We start from the raw sequence: 18,828 nt of genomic DNA on the forward strand, positions 1-18,828 counted from the left end.
CCCATGACCACCCCGGGCGGCCACCGCGCCCCCGCCGCCCCGCACCACCCGGAGCCTTTGCCTGCACGACCATTCCTGACGGGCCGTCAGTTCAGTAACCTGACAGGGCGTCAGCCAATTGCGCCTGCCCCCCACACGGACACCGGGCCGGCGGACCATCGAGCAGGAGTGGCGGAACGATGCTTGGATCGACTCACGGCACCCTCACCACCGACTTCCGCGCCCGGGTGGTGGCCTGCGGCGAGGAGCCGCACGCCTCCGTCGTCAGCCTGCCCACCGCCACGCGGCAGGGCGGGCTCGATGTCAGCGGGCGGCCGCTGCACCTGGCCGTGCCCGACCTGGACCGCTTCTTCCGGCCGCGCTCCGTGGCCGTCGTCGGCGCCTCCGACACCGAAGGACGCCCCAACACCGGCATCACCCGGCAGCTCATCGCCTGGGCCGAGCGCGTCGGGGCGCGGCTCCACCCCGTGCACCCGACCCGGAAGACCGTGTTCGGGCGGCCCTGCGTCCCCTCCGTGGCCGAGCTGCCCGAGCCCGTCGACCTCGCGGTCCTGCTGGTCGCCGACCCGCTCCCGGTGATCGAGGAGCTGGCGGAGGCCAAGGTCCCCTTCGCCGTGGCCTTCGCCTCCGGGTTCGCCGAGACAGGGGAGGCGGGGGCAGTGGCACAGGCCCGGCTGGCGGCCGCCGTGGAACGCTCCGGGCTGCGGCTGCTGGGGCCGAACACCAACCTGAACGCCTTCGAGGAGTTCCGCGACGACCTGGAGGGCCCCGCCATCGCCCTCATCACCCAGTCCGGGCACCAGGGGCGGCCGCTGCACTCCCTCCAGGAGCTGGGCATCCGGCTCTCGCACTGGGCGCCCACGGGCAACGAGGCCGATCTGGAGACCGCCGACTTCATCGCGTACTTCGCCCAGCGCCCCGAGGTGGGGGCGATCGCCTGTTACGTGGAAGGGCTCAAGGACGGCCGTTCCTTCCTGCTCGCCGCCGACCGGGCCGCCCGCGCCGGGGTGCCGGTGGTCGCGGTGAAGGTGGGGCGTACGGAGGCCGGGGCCGAGGCCGCCGCCTCGCACACCGGGAAGCTGACCGGGGCGGATCAGGTGGTGGACGCGGCGATGCGGCAGTTCGGGGTTGTCCGGGTGGACGGGCTCGACGAACTCCAGGACACCGCCGCCCTGTTGGCCCGCGCCCGGCCGCCCCGCGCGGAGGGCGTCGCCGTGTACTCCATCTCCGGCGGCACCGGCGCCCACTTCGCGGACCTGGCCACCGCCGCCGGGCTCACCCTGCCGCCGCTCCCCCAGGCCAAGCAGGACGAGCTGCACACCTGGATACCCGGCTACCTCAACGTCGCCAACCCCATCGACAACGGCGGCCACCCGGTCGGCGACCGGCGCGGCCGGAAGATCATCGACGCGATCCTCGCCGACCCGTCCGTCGGGGTCCTGATCTGTCCGATCACCGGCCCGTTCCCTCCCATGAGCGACCGGCTCGCCCAGGACCTGGTGGACGCGGCCGAGGCCACCGACAAGCTGGTCTGCGTGGTCTGGGGCTCCCCCGTGGGCACCGAGGACGCCTACCGCACCACGCTCCTCGGCTCGTCCCGCGTCGCCACCTTCCGTACGTTCTCCAACTGCATCACCGCCGTGAAGGCACACCTGGACCACCACCGCTTCGCCACCGGCTACCGCTCCCCCTTCGACGAGGCCCCGCGCACCCCCTCCCCCTCCTTCCGCAAGGCGCAGGGCCTGATGCGGCCGGGCCAGCAGCTCAGCGAGCACGCGGCGAAGCAGCTGCTGCGCGCGTACGGGATCCGGGTGCCGCGCGAGCAGCTGGTGACCAGCGCGGCGGGTGCCGTCCGGGCGGCCGGTCCGGTCGGCTACCCCGTCGTGATGAAGGCGTCCGGCCCCCGGCTCGCCCACAAGACGGAGCTGGGCCTGGTCAAGGCGGGCCTCACCTCCGCCAGCCAGGTCCGCGACGCCTACCGCGAGCTGACCGACATCGCCCGCTTCGAATCCGTCGACCTGGACGGCATCCTCGTCTGCCAGATGATCGACCGGGGCGTCGAGATGATGGTCGGCGTCACCCACGACGCCCTCTTCGGGCCGACCGTCACGGTCGGGCTGGGCGGGGTCCTGGTGGAGGTGCTGCACGACACGGCGGTACGGGTGCCGCCCTTCGGCGAGAAGGACGCCCGGGACATGCTCGGCGAGCTGCGCGGCCGGGCACTGCTCCAGGGCGTGCGCGGCGGGGCGCCCGTCGATGTGGACGCCCTCGTGGAGGTGGTGCTGCGGGTCCAGCGGATGGCCCTGGAGCTCGGCGACGACCTGACCGAGCTGGACATCAACCCGCTGGTGGTGCTGGGGCGCGGACAGGGCGCGGTGGCCCTGGACGCGCTGGCGGTGTGCCGGTGAGCCCGGAATCGGCACAGGCACAGGGAGCCCCCCAGTCCACCGTCCTCCACCGCACCACCACCGACGGCGTCTCCTGGATCACCCTCAACCGGCCCGAGGCCATGAACGCCGTCACCTGGGAGCAGCGCGAACGTGTCATCGCCCTGCTGGCCGACGCCTCCGCCGACCCCGCCGTACGGGCCGTCGTGCTCACCGCCACCGGCCGGGGCTTCTGCGCGGGTGCCGATCTGCGCGGCACCCCCGCGCAGACCCGCGAACGGATGCCCGGGGATGTCGCCCGGACCATCCGGCTCGGCGCGCAGCGGCTGGTCGCCGCCGTACTGGACTGCGAGAAACCGGTGATCGCCGCCGTCAACGGGACCGCCGCCGGGATCGGCGCGCATCTGGCGTTCGCCTGCGATCTGGTCCTGGCGGCCGACACGGCGAAGTTCATCGAGGTCTTCGTCCGCCGCGGGCTCGTCCCGGACGGCGGCGGCGCCTATCTGCTGCCCCGGCTCATCGGCCCGCAGCGCGCGAAGGAGCTGATGTTCTTCGGGGACGCCCTGACGGCGGCGGACGCGGAACGGATCGGGCTGGTCAACCGCACAGTTCCGGCAGATGAGTTGGGCGCCGCCGCCGCCGAGTGGGCCGGGCGGCTGGCCTGCGGGCCTACCCGGGCCATCGCCCTGACCAAGCAGCTCGTGAACGACGCGCTCACCAGCGACCGGGCGACGGCCTTCGCGGCGGAGGCGGCCGCCCAGGAGATCAACATGACCACCCGGGACGCCAACGAGGGGGTGGCGTCCTTCGTCGAGCGCCGCACGCCGGTGTACCGCGGGCATTAGGGCGTGGGTTCGGCCAACACCCTCCGGTAGGCGGCGAGTCGGGAGGTCCGGCCGATGGTCAGGGCGCCGACCAGCCGGCCGCCCAGGTGGTAGCTGACCTCCAGCCGCCGGGCGTCCCGGTCGCACTCGTGGACCTTCGCCGTGTCCGCCAGGCCCGGGAGGCCCACCGAGCGGAGCCGGACGCCGTGGAAGTCGGACCAGAAGGACGGCACCTCGTCGAAGACCGGGGCCGCCTCGCCCAGCAGCAGCGTACGGGCGGCCGCCGTGCCCTGCTCCACCGCGCCGGACCAGTGGCCCGGGGCAGGCGCGTCGCCGCCCGCCAGGGGCTGCGGGACCCGGGCCGCGTCGCCCGCCGCGACCACACCGGGCACGGCCGTACCGTCCGGGAACAGGGCCCGCAGCCGGTTGTCGCAGGGCACCCCGCCGGCCGCCTCGATCCCCGATCCGGCCAGCCATCCGGTGGCCGGGACCGCACCCAGGGCCAGTACGGCGACATCGGCCGCGACGGTCCGCCCGTCGGCCAGCCGGGCGCCCGTGAGCGCTCCGTCCTGGCCGGTGCGGAACGCGGTGACCGTGGTGCCGGTGCGCAGGTCGATGCCCGCCTCCCGGTGGAGCATCCCCACGAACGCGCCCGCCTCCGCGCCCACCGCCCGCTCCAGCGGTACGGCCCCGGCCTCCACGAGCGTGACATCGAGCCCGAGCGCCCGGCCCGCGGCGGCGACCTCGCCGCCGAGGAACCCGGCGCCGACCACGAGCAGCTTCCGCCCGGCGGCCAGCGCGGCCCGCAGAGCCACCGCGTCGTCGCGGTCGCGCAGGGTGAACACGCCCTGCTCCGGGCCGGGCTCGCCGGGCACCGCGCCGGACCGGGCGGCGGCTCCGGTGGCGATCAGCAGCCCGTCGTAGGGCAGCCGGGTGCCGTCGGCGAGGGTGACGATCCGGCTGTAGGGGTCGAGCCGGACCGCGGCCCGTCCCAGCAGCCAGCGGGCCCGGAGGTCGTCGGGGACCGGCAGCCTGGTCTCGGCCGGGTCGGCGGCCGTCAGGAACTTCTTCGAGAGCGGCGGACGGTCGTAAGGGGTGTACTGCTCCGCCCCGACGAGGGTCAGGTGTCCGCCGAACCCCTCGGCCCGCAGGGTCGCGGCGGCCCGGAGCCCCGCCAGCGAGGCCCCGACGATCACCACCTCGCGCGGATGGCCGGCGGCGCTCACGGGGCGGCGGCCACGGTGATGGCGCGGACCGGGCAGGAGGCGGCGGCCTTCTCGGCCGCACCGCGCAGTCCGTCGTCCGGCGCGGGTTCGTACAGGAGGTAGTCGTCGTCGTCGAACGAGAAGATCCCGGGGGCGGCGAAGACGCAACTTCCGTGGCTCTCGCAGAGATCCAGGTCCACGGTGATCTGCATGGTGACTCCGTATCGGGTGCGGGTGCGGGTGCGGGTGCGGTGTCAGTGGCACGGTGGGGCTTCAGCCGGCCGTCGGCGGGTTGAAGCGGGAGAAGGCGGGCGCGGACCAGCGCAGCGGGGAGGCCGCCGCGACCTCCCGTACGGCGGCGATCTCGAACTCCACCAGCCGCTGCGCCCCGGGGTGGCGGGCCACCTCCTCCCCGTCCCACACCGTGCGGGCCGAACCCGTCAGGTGCAGGGAGGTGCCGGTCTCCCAGCCGGGAACGAGGAGACCGGCGGCCGGGTTGAGTTCGAGGTTGCCCAGGGTCAGGAACATGGCGTTGCCCGCGTAGTCGGGCCAGCGCAGCAGCCGGGGCGAGACCACCTGGACGAAGCCGGGGTTGCCGCCCCGGTGCGAGGCGTCGGCGTCGCCCCGGTCGTCGGTGGTGGCGATGAAGAAGGTGTCGGCGGCCCGTAGCGTCCGCTGCTGCTCAGGGCTCAGCTCCGTGCTGTCGACGGCCTTGCGGGGCGTCGGCGCGTCCGGGTCCGCGGCCGGGTGGTGGTCGCGTTTCTGGATGTACTTGGGGCAGTTGGAGAGGACCTGGTCGAGCTCGACGCGCAGCCCGTGGCCGTCGCGGACCGCCCGGCCGTTCATCCGCATCCGGCGCCGGGTGGCCGGTTCGATGCCGATCATGCCGATCCGGGCGGGCTCCGTGCCGAAGCCGATTCCGGCCCCGGCTCCGGCTCCGGCTCCGGTCAGGACCGCCGCGAGCGGGTCCTCCGGCGGGGGCAGCGCCCCGATGTGCAGGGTCTGCGGCCGGGGAACGGTCAGGAAGCCCGGCCCCCCGGTGAGCTGGGTCGCCCAGACCCGGCCCCGCTCGTCCGTGCCGCCCACCACCACGTGGGGCTGTTCGGCGAGGAACGCCACCGCCACGTCGGGAACGGTGTTGCCGATGGCGCCCTGCGCGTGTCCGGCCTGACGGGCGAAGCCCGCCCGCTCCTGCACGGCGATCTCGCCGTGGTGGTAGCCGCCCATGGTTCCGCCTTTCTGGTTCTGCCCCCGCCGAGAAGTGACCCGTGCTGCGCCTGTCGCCTAGAAGAAGCCGCAGGTGGGGGCCCCGGAGGTCGGGGCTTCGGCGGGGTCCGCGCCGGTGGGCGCGTAGATCTCCAGGCGGATGCCGTCGGGGTCGGTGAAGAAGATGCCGCCCGAGGTGCCGGTCTCCCCGTGCGGTACGACCCCGTCGTAGGCGAAGTCGGCGCCCAGGGAGCGCAGGACCTCCTCGGTGGCCCGAATCTCCTCGACGGTGTCGACCTGGAAGGAGAGGTGGTGCAGGCCCGGCAGCGCGGGGGCGAAGGTGCCCTCGCTCTGCTGCCACAGGGTCACCACGAGCCGGGAGTCCCGCCCGAGGAAGGCCCAGCGGCGGTCGCCGTCCTTGCCCTCGCCCTGCACCTCGAAGTCGAAGACCTCGCGGTAGAAGGCGATCGAACGGTCCAGGTCGGTGACGTTGAGGCCGATGTGGCCGGTCCTCAGGTTCTTCGCCTTGCTCATGGTCGGTCCCCATGCTTTCGGTCAGGGCCGCGAGGCCGCCTCGCAACCAGTGAAACCGACTTTAAGGGTTAGATCACGTACGGTCAACCAGCGAAATCCTCCTGTCCGGTTAGAATCGAGGGATGCGCCTCGCGACGGAAGGACCCTCTGCCGTGCCACACCCCACCGGGACCGACCCCCGGCCGCTGACCGGCGAACCGCTCGCGCTGGACCTGCTGAACACCCGCTGGATCGACGCGGCAGGCCCTCGCGACCTGCTGGAATCCGAGAACGGCCTGGCGATCTGGCTGAGCGACGAGCCGGTGCGCGAGGCCATGGGGCCCGCCGCCCCGGCCCTCGGCCACGCCACCCTGGAGCGCCTGCTGACCGCCCGTACCGCGCTCGAAGCCCTGGCGGCCTCGGCCGCCCGCCACGAGCCCGCCACCCCCGGCGCCACGGCCGCGCTCAACGAGGTGCTGTCCCACGGGCGCATCCGCCGCACGCTCGGGCCCGACGGGCTGCCGGAGTCGGCGGTGGAGGTGGACGACCCGTCCTGGGCCCCCGCCTGGCACGCGGCCGACAACTGGCTCCACCTGGTGGCCGACCGGCCCGACCGCATCCGCCCCTGCGCCAACGACACCTGCGTCCTGCACTTCTACGACATCTCCAAGAACGGCACCCGCCGCTGGTGCTCGATGGCCGGCTGCGGCAACCGCGCGAAGGCCCAGCGCCACTACGCCCGCCGCACCGGGGCATGAACAGGGCGGGCGGGCCGCCCGCGCGGGTTCACATCTGACGATGCGTCAGTTCTAATGGGCGGTGTGATGGGACACGCAGGCATGGCCGCCACCGCCGTCCGGTACCTCAGGTCCGTCGGCGCCGCCACGACAGCAGACCAGCCGCCTCTGGAGGCGCTGCCCCGGCCCGATCTGAGGGCCGTCCGGGACGACGAGCGGCTCCCGGTCGACCCGGCCGAATTCCGGCGCGTACTGGGCAACTTCGCCAGCGGCGTCACCGTCGTCACCGCGCGTGACGCGGACGGGCCGACCGGCTTCGCCTGCCAGTCCTTCGCCTCGCTCTCGCTGGACCCGCCGCTGGTCGCCTTCATGGTCGCCCGTACGTCGACGACCTGGCCGCGCATCGCCCGTGCCGGGGCCTTCTGCGTGAACATCCTGGGTGCCGGACAGGGCACGCTGTGCCGGGGGTTCGCGGTGAGCGGGGCGGACAAGTTCGCGGGGGTGGCGTACGGGGACGCCCCGGCGACCGGGTCACCGCTGCTCGACTCCGTACCGGCCTGGGTCGACTGCCGCGTCCACGCCGTCCACACCGGCGGGGACCACCTCATCGTGGTCGGCCGGGTGGAGGCGCTGGGGGCGGTGGAGGAGGGGGCAGAGGGGGAGCCGCTGCTGTTCCACCGGGGGCTCTTCGGCCGGTTCAGCCGCTAGGAGCCACCGGTCCGGCTCCGAGGACCGCCGGTTCAGCCGCCAGGGACGACCGCCGGGGCGGCCCGGACCCGCCGGATCACCAGCGACATCAGCGCCGCCACCGCGCACAGCGCTCCCGACGCGTACCAGACCACGTCGTATCTGCCGAAGACGTCCCGCGCGACCCCGCCGAGGAACGCCACGACCGCCGCGCCCACCTGGTGCGAGGCGAGCACCCAGCCGAAGACGATGGCGCTGTCCTCGCCGTACTGCTCCCGGCACAGCGCCAGCGTCGGCGGGACCGTGGCCACCCAGTCCAGCCCGTAGAACACGATGAAGAAGATCATCGGCGGCTGCACCTCGGGTCCCATCAGCAGCGGCAGGAACAGCAGCGAGATCCCGCGCAGCGCGTAGTAGACGGCGAGCAGCCTGCGGGCGTCGAAGCGGTCCGTGAGCCAGCCGGAGAAGATCGTGCCGATGATGTCGAAGACCCCGATCACCGCGAGCAGCGAGGCCGCCACGGTGATGGGCATGTGGTTGTCATGGGCGAAGGGGATGAAGTGGGTGCGGATCAGGCCGTTGGTGGAGGCCCCGCAGATCGCGAAGGTGCCCGCCAGCAGCCAGAAGGGTCCGGTGCGCGCCGCGTCGAACAGCACCTTCACCGTCCGGCGCGCGGCGCCCCGGGCGGGGGCGGGCTTCGCCACGAACGTACCGCCGTACGGGGCGATCCCCACGTCGGCCGGGTGGTCGCGCATCAGGAGCCAGACGAACGGGACGACAACCAGGGCGGCCAGGGCGACGGTGATCGAGGCGGGTTCCCAGCCGTGCCGGTCGACGATCCAGGCGCAGAGCGGGAGGAAGACGAGCTGCCCGGAGGCGCCGGCCGCGGTGAGGATGCCGGTGACCAGGCCCCGGCGGGCGACGAACCACCGGTTGGTGACGGTCGCGGCGAACGCCATCGCCATGGACCCGGTGCCGAGGCCGACGAGCAGCCCCCAGTAGATCATCAGCTGCCAGGAGGCCGTCATCCAGACGCTGGCGAGCGCCCCGGCCGCCACCATGGTCAGCGCGGCCGCCACGACCCGCCGGATGCCGAAGCGGTCCATGAGCGCGGCGGCGAACGGCGCGGTCAGGCCGTACAGCGCCATGTCGATGGAGACCGCGAGCCCGATCTCCCCGCGCGACCAGCCGAACTCGGTGTGGAGCGGGTCGATGAGCAGCCCGGGCAGGGAGTTGAAGGCAGCGCCGCCGATGATCGTCACGAAGGTGACGGCGGCGACGATCCACGCCCGGTGCACACGGGGGCGGCGCGCCTCCAGGGGCGGCCGCCGGTCGTCGTCCTGGGCGGCGCTTTCGATGGTCTCGGTCACGTGGACCAGCTTCTTGGCCTGCGCCTTTCCCCACGAGTGGCCGGGAGGACACGGTTCGCAGGAATCAGGCCACCCGGGCCGCCCACGTCCTGGAGATCAGCGAGATGCAGCGGGCCGAGAAGCGCGCTCGGCAGAAGAGCGCTCAGCGCGTCTCCGGATCCCCGTGTGGACGCCCCAGGCCGCCGCCGCGCCCACCGCGTACCAGAAGAGGTCCGGGGCGTTGAACGTCGAACCGAGCACCAGCCGGGCCACCGTGCTGCGCGCCGCCAACTCCGCCGGTAAGCCGGTGAGCTGGAGGAGTTCGACCGCCCAGCTCAGGGCGAGCGCGGTCCCGGCCACGGCGACCGGCCGCGCGCGGGGCGCGCAGAAGGCGACGAGGGCGCAGAGCAGCACCGTGTAGAGCGCGCTCCCCGCGTACTTGGCGAAGGCGCCGTCCGCCCCGGCGCGCACGGCGAGACCCGCGGCGACGGTGACGACCGCGGCGGCCGCCGCCACCACGCGGGGAGAGACCCTCACGCCAGCCCCATCCTCTTCAGCTGACGGATCGGCCGGGCCACCAGCAGCACCGCCACCACCCCCATGTTGATCACGGCCGCCGCCACCAGAAGCTCCGGTGCGCCCACCGCCTCGGCCACCGGGCCGGCCAGGGCGCGGCCCGCCGCGACCATCAGGAGCGAACCGGCCACATCGTAGGCGTGCAGCCGGTTCAGGGCCTCCGGCGGTACGTGCGTCTGGACCGTGGTGGACCACATCACCAGCCAGAACGCGGCGGCGGCACCGGCCAGCAACTGCCCCGCCGCCAGCACCGGCAGCGGCATCCCGAGGGCCAGGACGACCAGGCTCACCGCCACCAGGGGGAGCGCCACCGCGCCTGCCGCGAGGGGGTGGGGCGGCCGCAGCCGCAGGGCCATGAGGCCGCCGACGACGCTGCCCGCCCCGTTGACCGCCATCAGCATCCCGTACGCCCCCGATCCGTGCTCCTGGGTGACGAGGACGGCGGTGAGCGGGAGCATCGGGCCGAGGACCGCGAAGCCGTAGACGGTCCAGACGGCGATCACGCCCCAGAGCCAGGAGCGGGCCCGGAACTCCCGCCACCCGTCCGCGAGTTCGGCGGTGAAGGTGCCGCGTACCGCGTCGTCGTGCGGGGCGGGGGCCAGGCGCATCAGGAAGAGGCAGGCGCCGGAGACCGCGAAGGTCGCCGCGTTCGCCGCGTAGACGGCCCCGGCGCTCGCGAGACCCACGAGGACGCCCGCGAAGGCGGGGCCGGCCATGGTCATCAGCGCCTCGGCGACCCGCAGGACGGCGTTGGCGCGCTGGACGTCGGTGGAGACCCGGGGAACGGTCGAGGCGACGCCCGGCTGGAAGAGCGCGGCGCCGACCCCGGCGACGGAGCTGAGGATGTACACCGACCAGAGCGGCGGGTTGCCCAGGGCGAGCGTGACGGCGAGCACCGAGGCGCCGACCAGCCTCAGGGCGTCGGCGATGATCATCATGCGGCGCGGGGTGAACCGGTCCGCGAGCACCCCGCCGAACAGCACGAACACCGCCAGCGGCCCCATCCAGGCGGCCAGCGCGAACCCGACCGAGGAGGCGGGGCGGCCCGCGCCCAGCAGCCCGGCGGTCAGGGCGACGGGGATCATGCCGTCGCCGAAGAGGGCGACCGTGCGGGCCACGAAGAAGTAGCGGAAGTTACGGTTCCAGAGCCCGCCGGAGCCGCCGGGACCACCCGGACCACCGGAAAGGGCGAGGTCGAGCGGGGGCAGGGGCGGCAGCGGCGGGGTTCGGGTGTCACGCGGGGCGTCGGGAATGGACGCGGTCTCTGTCGGCTTCTCCATCACGTCGCCAACCTGTATCAGCCCGTGGTCTATACCAGCCAGTGAGTTTCAGCCAGTGAGCGTTCCGGCGCACTCCCTCACGAGCCCGCCGACGCCTTTCGAGGAGGCCCGCCATGCCGCACCGCGTCGCCGTCCTGGCCCTGGACGGCCTGCTCCCCTTCGAACTGGGCATCCCGCACCGGATCTTCGGCCGCTCCCTGGACCCCGTACCGGGCAACAAGGGCGCGAAGCTGTACGAGGTCGTGACCTGCTCGGTCCGCCCGCCCGGGGCCGTCCGGACCGACTCCGACTACGCGATCCTCGTCGAGCACGGCCCCGAGGCGCTCGCCACGGCCGACACCGTGGTCATCCCCGCCTCCTACGAACTGGGCCCGGTCTTCGAGGAGGGCAGGCTCACCGAGGAGCTGGCGGCCGCCCTCGCCCTGATCCGGCCCGGCACCCGGATGGTCTCCATCTGCACCGGCAGCTACGTCCTGGCCGCCGCCGGATATCTGGACGGCCGCCCCGCCACCACGCACTGGTCCTCCGCCGACCACTTCCAGCGGCTCTTCCCGCAGGTCCGGGTCGACCCGGACGTCCTGTTCATCGACGACGGCGACGTCCTCACCTCCGCCGGGGTCGCCGCCGGGATCGACCTCTGCCTCCACCTCGTGCGCCGCGACCACGGAGCGGCCGTCGCCAACGAGATCGCCCGGCGCACGGTCGTCCCCCCGTACCGGGACGGCGGGCAGGCCCAGTACATCCACCGACCCGTCCCCGAACCGCAGTTCGCGACCACCACCGCCGCCCGGGCGTGGGCGCTGGGGCGGCTGGACCGGCCGATCCAGCTGCGGGACATGGCCCGGCAGGAGTCGATGAGCGTACGGACCTTCACCCGCCGCTTCCGCGAGGAGGTGGGTGCCAGCCCCGGCCAGTGGCTGACCCAGCAGCGGGTGGAGCGGGCCCGGCACCTGCTGGAGTCCTCCGACCTGTCCATCGACCAGGTGGCCCGGGACGCCGGCTTCGGCACGGCGACCTCCCTGCGCCAGCACCTCCAGGCGGCGCTGGGCGTGCCGCCGACGGTGTACCGGCGCACGTTCCGGGCCTCGGCGGACACCCCCTAGACCTGGACGGGGTACGGGGTTACGCCGTCGGGTCCGGCAGCAGGGCGTCCAGTTCGGCCGCGAAGAGCTGGGCGGGGTCGAAGCGCATCCCGGTGAAGTGCCCGGCGAGCTCCAGGGACAGGACGCCGTGCATCCGGGTCCAGAAGCTCATCGCCAGGTGCAGGGCGGCGGGCGGGGCGGGGTGGTCGCCGGCCCACGCCCGGTGCTTCTCCAGGTGGGCGGCGAACGGGGCCTCGGTGGCGGCGTCCGGGGTGAGCGCCGCGCAGGCGGCCAGGAGGGTCGCCATGATCTCGGAGGAGATGGCGGTGGTGTCGTCGGGCGCGTGGTAGCCGGGCACCGGGGTGCCGTAGAGCAGGAAGTACCGGTGCGGGTCCGCCAGCGCCCAGCCGCGCAGGACGTGTGCCAGCCCTGACAGGTCGGCACCTTCGGCGGCGGCCGCGCCCAGGGTGTCGGCGAGGCTGCGGTAGGCGTCCCGGATGAGCTCGGTGATCAGCTCGTCGCGGCCGGCGAAGTAGCGGTAGAGCGCGGGGCCGCTCACGCCCATCTGTTTGGCGATCGCGTTGAGGGAGAGCGCGGAGGCACCGGCCGTGGCGATCTGCTGCCAGGCGTGTTCCTTGATCTCCGTACGGACCTGGGCGCGGTAGCGCTCGCGCGGGGTCGCGGTGTCGGACTTCCCCATGGTGTGCCACCTTCCCCAGGGGTGATGCTACGTACTCAAAGTTTCGTTAGAAGGTATCACGAAACCTATTGACCCCTCAGCTCGCGATGGGTTACAACTTCTAACGAACACACGAGGCTCTAGCCGAGGGAGAGACCCATGACCCGCACCCCCCGACGTGTCCCGCCGTCGGTGACCGTCTCCGCCTGGGCGGTCCCCGTCATGGTCGTCGGCCGATTCGCCCTGGTCGCGGGGGTCCCGGTCCTGATCACGCTGGTCGGCGCCCTCCGCCGGGTCCCCGACCGGGCGGTGCGCCGGGCGGCCACGCTGGTCGCCGTCACGTTCGCGGTCCCGCTCACGGTGTGGCTGGCGCGGCCCGACGGGGCGCCGAGCCTCTCCAAGGACATGCACCCCGGGTTCCTGGCGCTGATCGTCGCCGCGTCCGCCGTACTCCTGGTGACCCTGCACCGGGCCCGCGGCACCGCCGTCTGACCAACCCATCCCCCGTACAAGGAACTTGAGAAGGAGACCACCATGTCCCGTGCCCGCACCGCCGCCCTGTTCACCGTCCCGCTCGCCCTCGCCGGGGTCCTCGCCACCACCGCCGCCGCGCCTGCCGGAGCCTCCACCCCTCGCCCCGGCCCGTCCCTCACCTGCCAGGGCAAGGGGGTCGACTCCAAGGCCGTGGTCCGGGCCCGCGCCGAGACCGTCATCGACGCGCCGCTCAGCACCGTCTGGAAGCTCCAGACCGACGTGGAGCGCTGGCCGGGCTGGCAGGCCCACGTCACGAGCGCCGACCGCCTCGACCACGGCCCCTTCCGCCCGGGTTCGGCGTTCCGGTGGACGACCCCGGTCCCGCCCAACCCGGTGACCCCCGCCACCAGCCTGGACATCACGTCCACCGTCAAGCAGCTGAAGGCCGACTCCTGCATCCGTTGGGCCGGGCCCGCGACCGGCGAGGGGCTGCACATCGACGGCGTACACGTCTGGAGCTTCACGAAGGTCCGGGGTGGCGTCCTCGTCCGTACCGAGGAGACCCACACCGGCGAACAGGTCGAGGCGAACGTCCCCTTCGCGACCGGGATCCTCCAACAGGGCCTCGACGCGTGGCTGGTGGAGCTGAAGACCGCCGCCGAGGCCCGGTCCGGCGGCCACCGCCCCTGCTGAACCGGCTGAACCGGTGGGTCACCCGTGGGTCAGAAGACCAGGACCCCCCGCGCCACCCGCCCGTGGTGGGCGTCGTCGGCGGCCTTGGCGAAGTCCTCCACCGGGTAGGTCTCGGTGACCAGTTCGTCCAGCAGCAGCCGGCCCTCCCGGTACAGGTCCGCGTACAGGGCGATGTCGCGCTGCGGCCGCGAGGAGCCGTAACGGCAGCCGAGGATCGACTTGTCCAGGTACATCGAGGAGACGACGAACGACGCCTCGGCGGTCGCCGCCGGGACGCCGAGCAGGATCGCCTGGCCGTGCCGGTCCAGCAGGTCGATCGCCTGCCGGATCAGCTCGGTGCGGCCGACGCACTCGAAGGCGTGGTCGGCCCCGTCCGGGAGGATGTCGCGCACTCCCTCCGCGCTCGTCAGGAAGTGCGTGGCGCCGAACTGCCGGGCCACCGCCTCCTTCGCCGGGTTGCTGTCGACGGCGACGACCGAGAGCGCACCGGCGAGCCGGGCCCCCTGGAGCACGTTGAGGCCGATGCCGCCGGTGCCGATGACCACGACGCTGTCGCCCCGGTCGACCTTCGCCCGGTTCAGTACGGCCCCGACGCCGGTGAGCACCCCGCAGCCGATCAGGGCGGCGGAGGTGAGGGGCAGGTCCGCCGGGATCTTCACGGCCTGCACGGCACGCACCAACGTACGTTCGGCGAAAGCGGAGTTGGAGGCGAACTGGAACAGCGGCTTCCCGCCCCGCGAGAACGGCCGCCCGGGCCGCCCGATCGCCCTCCGGCACATCGTGGGCCTGCCCCGGTCGCACTGGGCGCAGGCCCCGCAGCTGGCGAGGGTGGAGAGCGCGACGTGATCACCGGTCCGTACGTGGCTGACGCCGGGGCCGACGGCCTCCACCACGCCCGCGCCCTCGTGGCCGAGCACGACGGGGACGGGGAAGGGAATCGTGCCGTCTATCACCGACAGGTCGCTGTGGCAGAGACCGGCGGCGGCCACCGCGACGAGCACCTCGCCGGGGCCCGGGTCGCGTATCTCCAGGTCGTCGACGACCTCGGTCCGTGTGCCGTCGAAGACGACGCCTCTCATCTCGGCTCCCTCGGTAGGCCGAGCACCCGCTCGGCGATGATGTTCCGCTGGATCTCGTCGGAGCCGCCGTAGATGGTGTCGGCCCGGCTGAAGAGGAAAAGGTGCTGTGCGGCGTTGAGTTCGTACGGGTGCACCTGCGACCAGGGCTGTGGGCCGACGGCCCCCGGCGCGCCCCGCACCTGCACCGCCAGCTCGCCGAGCCGCTGGTGCCAGCCGCCCCACAGGAGCTTCGCCACGCTGGGGGCACCCGGGTCGCCGGTGGTGCCGAGGGTGCGCAGGGCGTGCCGGCGCATGGTGACCAGCTCGGCCCACTGGCGTACGAGCCGGGCCCTGACGACCGGGTCCTCGGCGGCCCCGCTCTCCTTGGCGGCGGCGACCACCTGGTCCAGCTCCTGAGCGAAGCCGATCTGCTGGGCGAGGGTGGAGACTCCGCGCTCCAGGGCGAGCAGCCCCATCGCCACGGCCCACCCGTTGCCCTCCCCGCCGACCACCTCGGCGGCCCGGGCCCCGTCGAAGAAGACCTCGTTGAACTCGCTGGTCCCCGTCATCTGGCGGATCGGCCGCACCTCGATCCGTCCCGGCTGGTCCATCTCCACCAGGAGGAAGGAGAGTCCGTGGTGGCGGGTGGAGCCGGGTTCGGTGCGGGCGAGCACGAAGCACCGGTCGGCGTCCTGGGCGAGCGAGGTCCAGACCTTCTGCCCGGTCACGGCGTACGCGCCGGTCCCGTCCGGGGTGGCGGTGGTCCGTATACCGGCGAGGTCGGACCCGGCGCCGGGTTCGCTGTACCCCTGGCACCAGAGCGTCTCGCCCCGGGCGATGGGGGGCAGATGGCGGCGCTTCTGCTCCTCGGTGCCGTAGGTGATGAGGGTCGGGGCGAGGAGGTTCTCGCCGATGTGGCCCATGCGGGTGGGGGCGGTGGAGCGTGCGTACTCCTCGGCCCAGACGACCTGCTGGGTGAGGGTGGCGGTGCGGTTGCCGTAACCCTCACCCTCGCCGCCGGGCCAGCCGAGCCCGATCCACCCGGCGCGTCCGAGCTCGCGTTCCCACGCGCGGGGGGCGGGGGTGGGGGTTTCGGCGAGGTGGGTGTCGAGCCAGGTGCGGGCGTGGGTGCGGAAGGTGTGGTCGTCCTCGGTGAACCGGAAGTCCATGCGTGCCTCCTCATCCAGCCCGTCCGGCGTTTGAGGAGCGGGGTCCGGGGCCGCGCGGGGCCCCCCGCCCCCCCCCCCCCCCCGCCCCCCCCCGCCGCCCCCCCCCCCCCCCCCCCCCCCCCCCCGGGCTCCGCCCCCAGACCCCCGCTCCTCAGTCGCCGGAGAGGCTTGGTTTGTTCGGGCCCCCGCTCCTCAATCGCCGGAGGGCTGAAATGGCGACTCAATCGCCGGAGGGGCTTGAGGGTTGGTTCGGGCGGGCGCCCTTCCGGGCCGCTGCCGCCATCTCCTCCACCCTTGCCAGCATCGGCATCGGATCCACCCCCACCGTCCCCGGCAGGAACTCCGCGATCCGTTCCGGGGTCCAGGCAGCCCCCTCCGCGTACCCCGCCCGCAGCTCCCTCGGCTGGGCCCAGACCGCGATCTTGGGGCCGGCGATCGTGTACACCTGCCCGGTGATCCTCTCCGCCCGCGCCCGCTCGCTCAGCAGGTAGACGACCAGCGCCGCCACGTCCTCCGGCTCCCCGATCTCCGCGAGCTCCATCGGCACCCCGGCCGACATCCGGGTCCGGGCGACGGGCGCGACCGCGTTGGCCGTCACCCCGTACCGGTGCAGGCCGAGCGCCGCGCTGCGGACCAGCGAGATGATCCCGCCCTTCGCCGCGCTGTAGTTGGCCTGGGACACGCTCCCCTGGTGGTTGCCGCTGGTGAAGCCGATCAGCGTGCCCCCGCCCTCCTGCTTCCGCATCACCGCCGACGCGGCGCGGAAGACCGTGAAGGTGCCTTTCAGGTGCGTGGCGAGGACCGGGTCCCACTCCTCCTCGGACATGTTGAACAGCATCCGCTCGCGCAGGATCCCGGCCACGCAGACGACCCCGTCGAGCCGGCCGTACTCCGCGAGCGCGGTGTCCACGATCCGCTGTCCGCCCGCCATCGTGGAGATGTCGTCGGCCACCGCGACCGCCGAGCCGCCCGCCGCCTCGATCTCCTTGACGACGGACCGGGCGATCTCACTGGTCGGCTCCGAGCCCTCGACGGAGACCCCGTAGTCGTTGACGACGACCCGCGCCCCCTCCCCCGCCGCGGCGAGCGCGACCGCCCGCCCGATGCCCCGGCCGGCCCCCGTGACGGCGACCACCTTGCCTGCCAAGAAGTTCCCCATGCCCGGCCCCTTCCCGCGGTTTCTGACGGACCGTTAGATTTTACGGGCAGTCGGATGCCCCGGCACAAGACCCAGGAGGTCCCCATGTCCCTGCCGGCCGAATTCCACGAGATCGCGAAGCGAGTGAACAACTGGGGGCGCTGGGGCGGGGCCGACGAGCGCGGGACGCTCAACCTGATCACCGACGCCGTCGTCCGGGAGGCCGCCGCCACCGTCCGCACCGGCCGCCGGATACCGCTCGCGCTCCCCCTCAAGCAGGGCGGGGTGCAGAGCGGGTTCATCCCGGGCCGGATCGACCCGCTGCACACGATGGTCCAGATCAACCAGGAGATGTTCGGCCCCGGCACGGTCGCCACCAGCGACGACACCGTCACCATGGGGCTCCAGGCCGCGACCCACTGGGATGCCCTCACCCATGTCTCGCACAGCGGGAGGATCTACAACGGCCGCCCGGCGGACACCATCACCGCGCACGCCGGCGCGGAGTTCTCGTCCATCGCCGCCGTGGGGCACCTCGTGTCGCGGGGCGTGCTGCTGGATGTCGCGCGCGCCCGGGGCGTGGACCGGCTGGCCGGTGATCACGCCGTCACGCCGGAGGACCTGTCCGCGGCGGAGGAGTTCGGGGGCGTACGCGTACGGGCCGGGGACATCGTCCTCGTACGGACGGGGCAGGTGCAGTTCGTCCTCGCCGGGGACCGGCACGCGTACGGCTATCCGTCACCCGGGCTGTCCGTGCGCACGCCCGAGTGGTTCCATGCCCGGGATGTGGCGGCGGTCGCCAACGACACCCTGACCTTCGAGATCTTCCCGCCCGAGATCGAAGACCTGTGGCTGCCCGTGCACGCGCTCCACCTCGTCGAGATGGGGATGCTCCAGGGCCAGAACTGGGACCTGGAGTCGCTGTCCACAGCCTGTGCGGAGGAGGGGAGCTACGCCTTCCTGCTCACCGCCGCACCCGAGCCGTTCACCGGGGCGACCGGCTCTCCGGTCGCCCCGGTCGCGGTGCTGTGATCCCAAGAGGCCCGGGAGGCACGGGAGCGAGGAAGGGGCTCAGGCCAGGTTCGTGAAGAGGCAGGGCGGCGGCTCGCACACCTCGCCGCCCTGGACCACGACCTTCGGCGCCTCCTGGACGGCCGTCGGCGCCCCCATCGGGCCGCCCACCGGAACGCTCCGGTCGACCTCGCACCAGATCTGCTTCCCGGCGCCCTCCGGCTGCCAGCCCCAGCGGTCCGCGAGGCCGTCCACCAGCTCCAGGCCCCGGCCGTTGGTGTCGTCGCCCTCCGCGTGGCGCGGGCGCGGCGGGCAGTCGCTGGCGTCGGCGACCTCGACCCGGACGGTCCCGCCCGCGCCGGACGCCCCGGCCCCGCCGAACAGCATCCGCAGCACGGCCGGGCAGCCCGTGTGGACGACCGCGTTGGTGACCAGCTCCGAGATCAGCAGGATGAGCGTCTCGGCGAGCGGCTCGTCATCCCCTATCCCGGATCCGACCAGCCGCGACCGCGCCCATCTACGGGCCCGCCCCACCTCTGCGGGATCCGGACCGACCTCCAGCTGAACCTGAAGCACCTGCACCGCTCACACCATCCGAACCGGCGGACACATCGCCTCGCGCCTCCTCAGGGTCACGGAACGTGATTCCCTTACGCGACAGCATGGTTGACGTACAGTCACCGCAACAAGCGCTTCGGGCATATTCCAGCGCGAAGGAGTACGCGTGGTGCATACTGTGCGACGCACGCTGCGGGGAGTC

The 18,828-nt window shown here is 73.4% G+C and carries 20 protein-coding genes; 8 read left to right on the top strand and 12 right to left on the bottom strand.

What is annotated here, in order from left to right:
• Nucleotides 1–179 precede the first annotated feature (179 nt).
• Together ACK8N7_RS14865 and ACK8N7_RS14870 are read left to right on the top strand one after the other, a co-directional pair.
• On the top strand, nucleotides 180–2,408 hold the full coding sequence (locus ACK8N7_RS14865) for an acetate--CoA ligase family protein (protein ID WP_500442685.1): 2,229 nt from the start codon (nucleotides 180–182) through the stop codon (nucleotides 2,406–2,408).
• Entirely contained in the window at nucleotides 2,399–3,232 is an 834-nt protein-coding gene (locus tag ACK8N7_RS14870) for an enoyl-CoA hydratase/isomerase family protein (RefSeq protein WP_500442687.1), read from the top strand. The genes ACK8N7_RS14865 and ACK8N7_RS14870 overlap by 10 nt, the downstream gene beginning before the upstream one ends.
• Here ACK8N7_RS14870 and ACK8N7_RS14875 read toward each other — a convergent pair.
• The 4 genes from ACK8N7_RS14875 to ACK8N7_RS14890 all read right to left on the bottom strand — a co-directional run bounded on the left by ACK8N7_RS14875 (nucleotide 3,229) and on the right by ACK8N7_RS14890 (nucleotide 6,156).
• Nucleotides 3,229–4,437, bottom strand: coding sequence for an NAD(P)/FAD-dependent oxidoreductase (locus ACK8N7_RS14875; RefSeq protein WP_500442689.1), 1,209 nt, complete (start codon nucleotides 4,435–4,437; stop codon nucleotides 3,229–3,231). The two genes, ACK8N7_RS14870 and ACK8N7_RS14875, sit on opposite strands and share 4 nt — an antisense overlap.
• Nucleotides 4,434–4,628: a ferredoxin gene (locus ACK8N7_RS14880; protein ID WP_015610556.1), complete on the bottom strand. Its 195-nt coding sequence runs from the start codon at nucleotides 4,626–4,628 to the stop codon at nucleotides 4,434–4,436. The genes ACK8N7_RS14875 and ACK8N7_RS14880 overlap by 4 nt, the downstream gene beginning before the upstream one ends.
• A gap of 61 nt (nucleotides 4,629–4,689) precedes the next feature.
• Nucleotides 4,690–5,643 carry a pyridoxamine 5'-phosphate oxidase family protein gene (locus ACK8N7_RS14885; RefSeq protein WP_500442691.1) on the bottom strand — a complete coding sequence of 318 codons (954 nt, stop codon included), beginning with the start codon at nucleotides 5,641–5,643 and terminating at the stop codon, nucleotides 4,690–4,692.
• 57 nt (nucleotides 5,644–5,700) lie between these two features.
• Entirely contained in the window at nucleotides 5,701–6,156 is a 456-nt protein-coding gene (locus ACK8N7_RS14890; RefSeq protein ID WP_403216781.1) for a VOC family protein, read from the bottom strand.
• A 152-nt stretch (nucleotides 6,157–6,308) separates the two neighbouring features.
• On the opposite strand from ACK8N7_RS14890, the gene ACK8N7_RS14895 reads away from it, so the two are divergent.
• A complete protein-coding gene (locus ACK8N7_RS14895; protein WP_500442693.1) occupies nucleotides 6,309–6,893 on the top strand; it encodes a CGNR zinc finger domain-containing protein in 585 nt (194 codons plus the stop codon).
• Between the two features lie 81 nt (nucleotides 6,894–6,974).
• Nucleotides 6,975–7,580 carry a flavin reductase family protein gene (locus ACK8N7_RS14900; RefSeq protein ID WP_500442695.1) on the top strand — a complete coding sequence of 202 codons (606 nt, stop codon included), beginning with the start codon at nucleotides 6,975–6,977 and terminating at the stop codon, nucleotides 7,578–7,580.
• A gap of 32 nt (nucleotides 7,581–7,612) precedes the next feature.
• On the opposite strand, the gene ACK8N7_RS14905 is transcribed toward ACK8N7_RS14900, so the two are convergent.
• The 3 genes from ACK8N7_RS14905 to ACK8N7_RS14915 form a co-directional block, all read right to left on the bottom strand.
• Nucleotides 7,613–8,929: an MFS transporter gene (locus ACK8N7_RS14905; RefSeq protein WP_403216785.1), complete on the bottom strand. Its 1,317-nt coding sequence runs from the start codon at nucleotides 8,927–8,929 to the stop codon at nucleotides 7,613–7,615.
• 96 nt (nucleotides 8,930–9,025) lie between these two features.
• The gene (locus ACK8N7_RS14910; RefSeq protein WP_403216787.1) at nucleotides 9,026–9,445 is read right to left on the bottom strand and encodes a ribosomal maturation YjgA family protein; all 420 of its coding nucleotides are present in this window, start codon (nucleotides 9,443–9,445) and stop codon (nucleotides 9,026–9,028) included.
• The gene (locus ACK8N7_RS14915) at nucleotides 9,442–10,764 is read right to left on the bottom strand and encodes an MFS transporter (RefSeq protein ID WP_500442698.1); all 1,323 of its coding nucleotides are present in this window, start codon (nucleotides 10,762–10,764) and stop codon (nucleotides 9,442–9,444) included. The genes ACK8N7_RS14910 and ACK8N7_RS14915 overlap by 4 nt, the downstream gene beginning before the upstream one ends.
• A gap of 113 nt (nucleotides 10,765–10,877) precedes the next feature.
• Between ACK8N7_RS14915 and ACK8N7_RS14920 the strand changes: the two genes are divergently transcribed.
• Entirely contained in the window at nucleotides 10,878–11,867 is a 990-nt protein-coding gene (locus ACK8N7_RS14920; RefSeq protein ID WP_403216791.1) for a GlxA family transcriptional regulator, read from the top strand.
• Nucleotides 11,868–11,886: 19 nt separating this feature from the next.
• On the opposite strand, the gene ACK8N7_RS14925 is transcribed toward ACK8N7_RS14920, so the two are convergent.
• Nucleotides 11,887–12,546, bottom strand: coding sequence for a TetR/AcrR family transcriptional regulator (locus ACK8N7_RS14925; protein ID WP_500442699.1), 660 nt, complete (start codon nucleotides 12,544–12,546; stop codon nucleotides 11,887–11,889).
• Between the two features lie 138 nt (nucleotides 12,547–12,684).
• Here ACK8N7_RS14925 and ACK8N7_RS14930 point away from each other — a divergent pair, with 138 nt between their 5' ends.
• Together ACK8N7_RS14930 and ACK8N7_RS14935 are read left to right on the top strand one after the other, a co-directional pair.
• Nucleotides 12,685–13,017: a hypothetical protein gene (locus ACK8N7_RS14930; protein WP_500442701.1), complete on the top strand. Its 333-nt coding sequence runs from the start codon at nucleotides 12,685–12,687 to the stop codon at nucleotides 13,015–13,017.
• Nucleotides 13,018–13,059: 42 nt separating this feature from the next.
• Entirely contained in the window at nucleotides 13,060–13,692 is a 633-nt protein-coding gene (locus tag ACK8N7_RS14935) for an SRPBCC family protein (protein ID WP_403216797.1), read from the top strand.
• Nucleotides 13,693–13,721: 29 nt separating this feature from the next.
• Here the strand turns inward: ACK8N7_RS14935 and ACK8N7_RS14940 are convergent, their stop codons facing one another.
• The 3 genes from ACK8N7_RS14940 to ACK8N7_RS14950 all read right to left on the bottom strand — a co-directional run bounded on the left by ACK8N7_RS14940 (nucleotide 13,722) and on the right by ACK8N7_RS14950 (nucleotide 17,078).
• Nucleotides 13,722–14,771, bottom strand: coding sequence for a Zn-dependent alcohol dehydrogenase (locus tag ACK8N7_RS14940; RefSeq protein ID WP_403216799.1), 1,050 nt, complete (start codon nucleotides 14,769–14,771; stop codon nucleotides 13,722–13,724).
• Complete coding sequence (locus ACK8N7_RS14945; protein WP_403216801.1) at nucleotides 14,768–15,919, bottom strand: acyl-CoA dehydrogenase family protein; 1,152 nt, start codon at nucleotides 15,917–15,919, stop codon at nucleotides 14,768–14,770. Before ACK8N7_RS14945 ends, ACK8N7_RS14940 begins: the two co-directional genes overlap by 4 nt.
• A 220-nt stretch (nucleotides 15,920–16,139) precedes the next feature.
• Nucleotides 16,140–17,078, bottom strand: coding sequence for an SDR family oxidoreductase (locus ACK8N7_RS14950; RefSeq protein WP_500442704.1), 939 nt, complete (start codon nucleotides 17,076–17,078; stop codon nucleotides 16,140–16,142).
• 84 nt (nucleotides 17,079–17,162) lie between these two features.
• Between ACK8N7_RS14950 and ACK8N7_RS14955 the strand changes: the two genes are divergently transcribed.
• Nucleotides 17,163–18,089 (top strand): cyclase family protein, encoded by a 927-nt coding sequence (locus ACK8N7_RS14955; protein ID WP_500442705.1) that lies wholly within the window; start codon nucleotides 17,163–17,165, stop codon nucleotides 18,087–18,089.
• 39 nt (nucleotides 18,090–18,128) lie between these two features.
• On the opposite strand, the gene ACK8N7_RS14960 is transcribed toward ACK8N7_RS14955, so the two are convergent.
• Entirely contained in the window at nucleotides 18,129–18,650 is a 522-nt protein-coding gene (locus ACK8N7_RS14960) for an ATP-binding protein (RefSeq protein ID WP_403216807.1), read from the bottom strand.
• Nucleotides 18,651–18,828: the final 178 nt, after the last annotated feature.

This window comes from Streptomyces griseobrunneus, assembly GCF_046713465.1.
Taxonomy (GTDB): domain Bacteria; phylum Actinomycetota; class Actinomycetes; order Streptomycetales; family Streptomycetaceae; genus Streptomyces; species Streptomyces microflavus.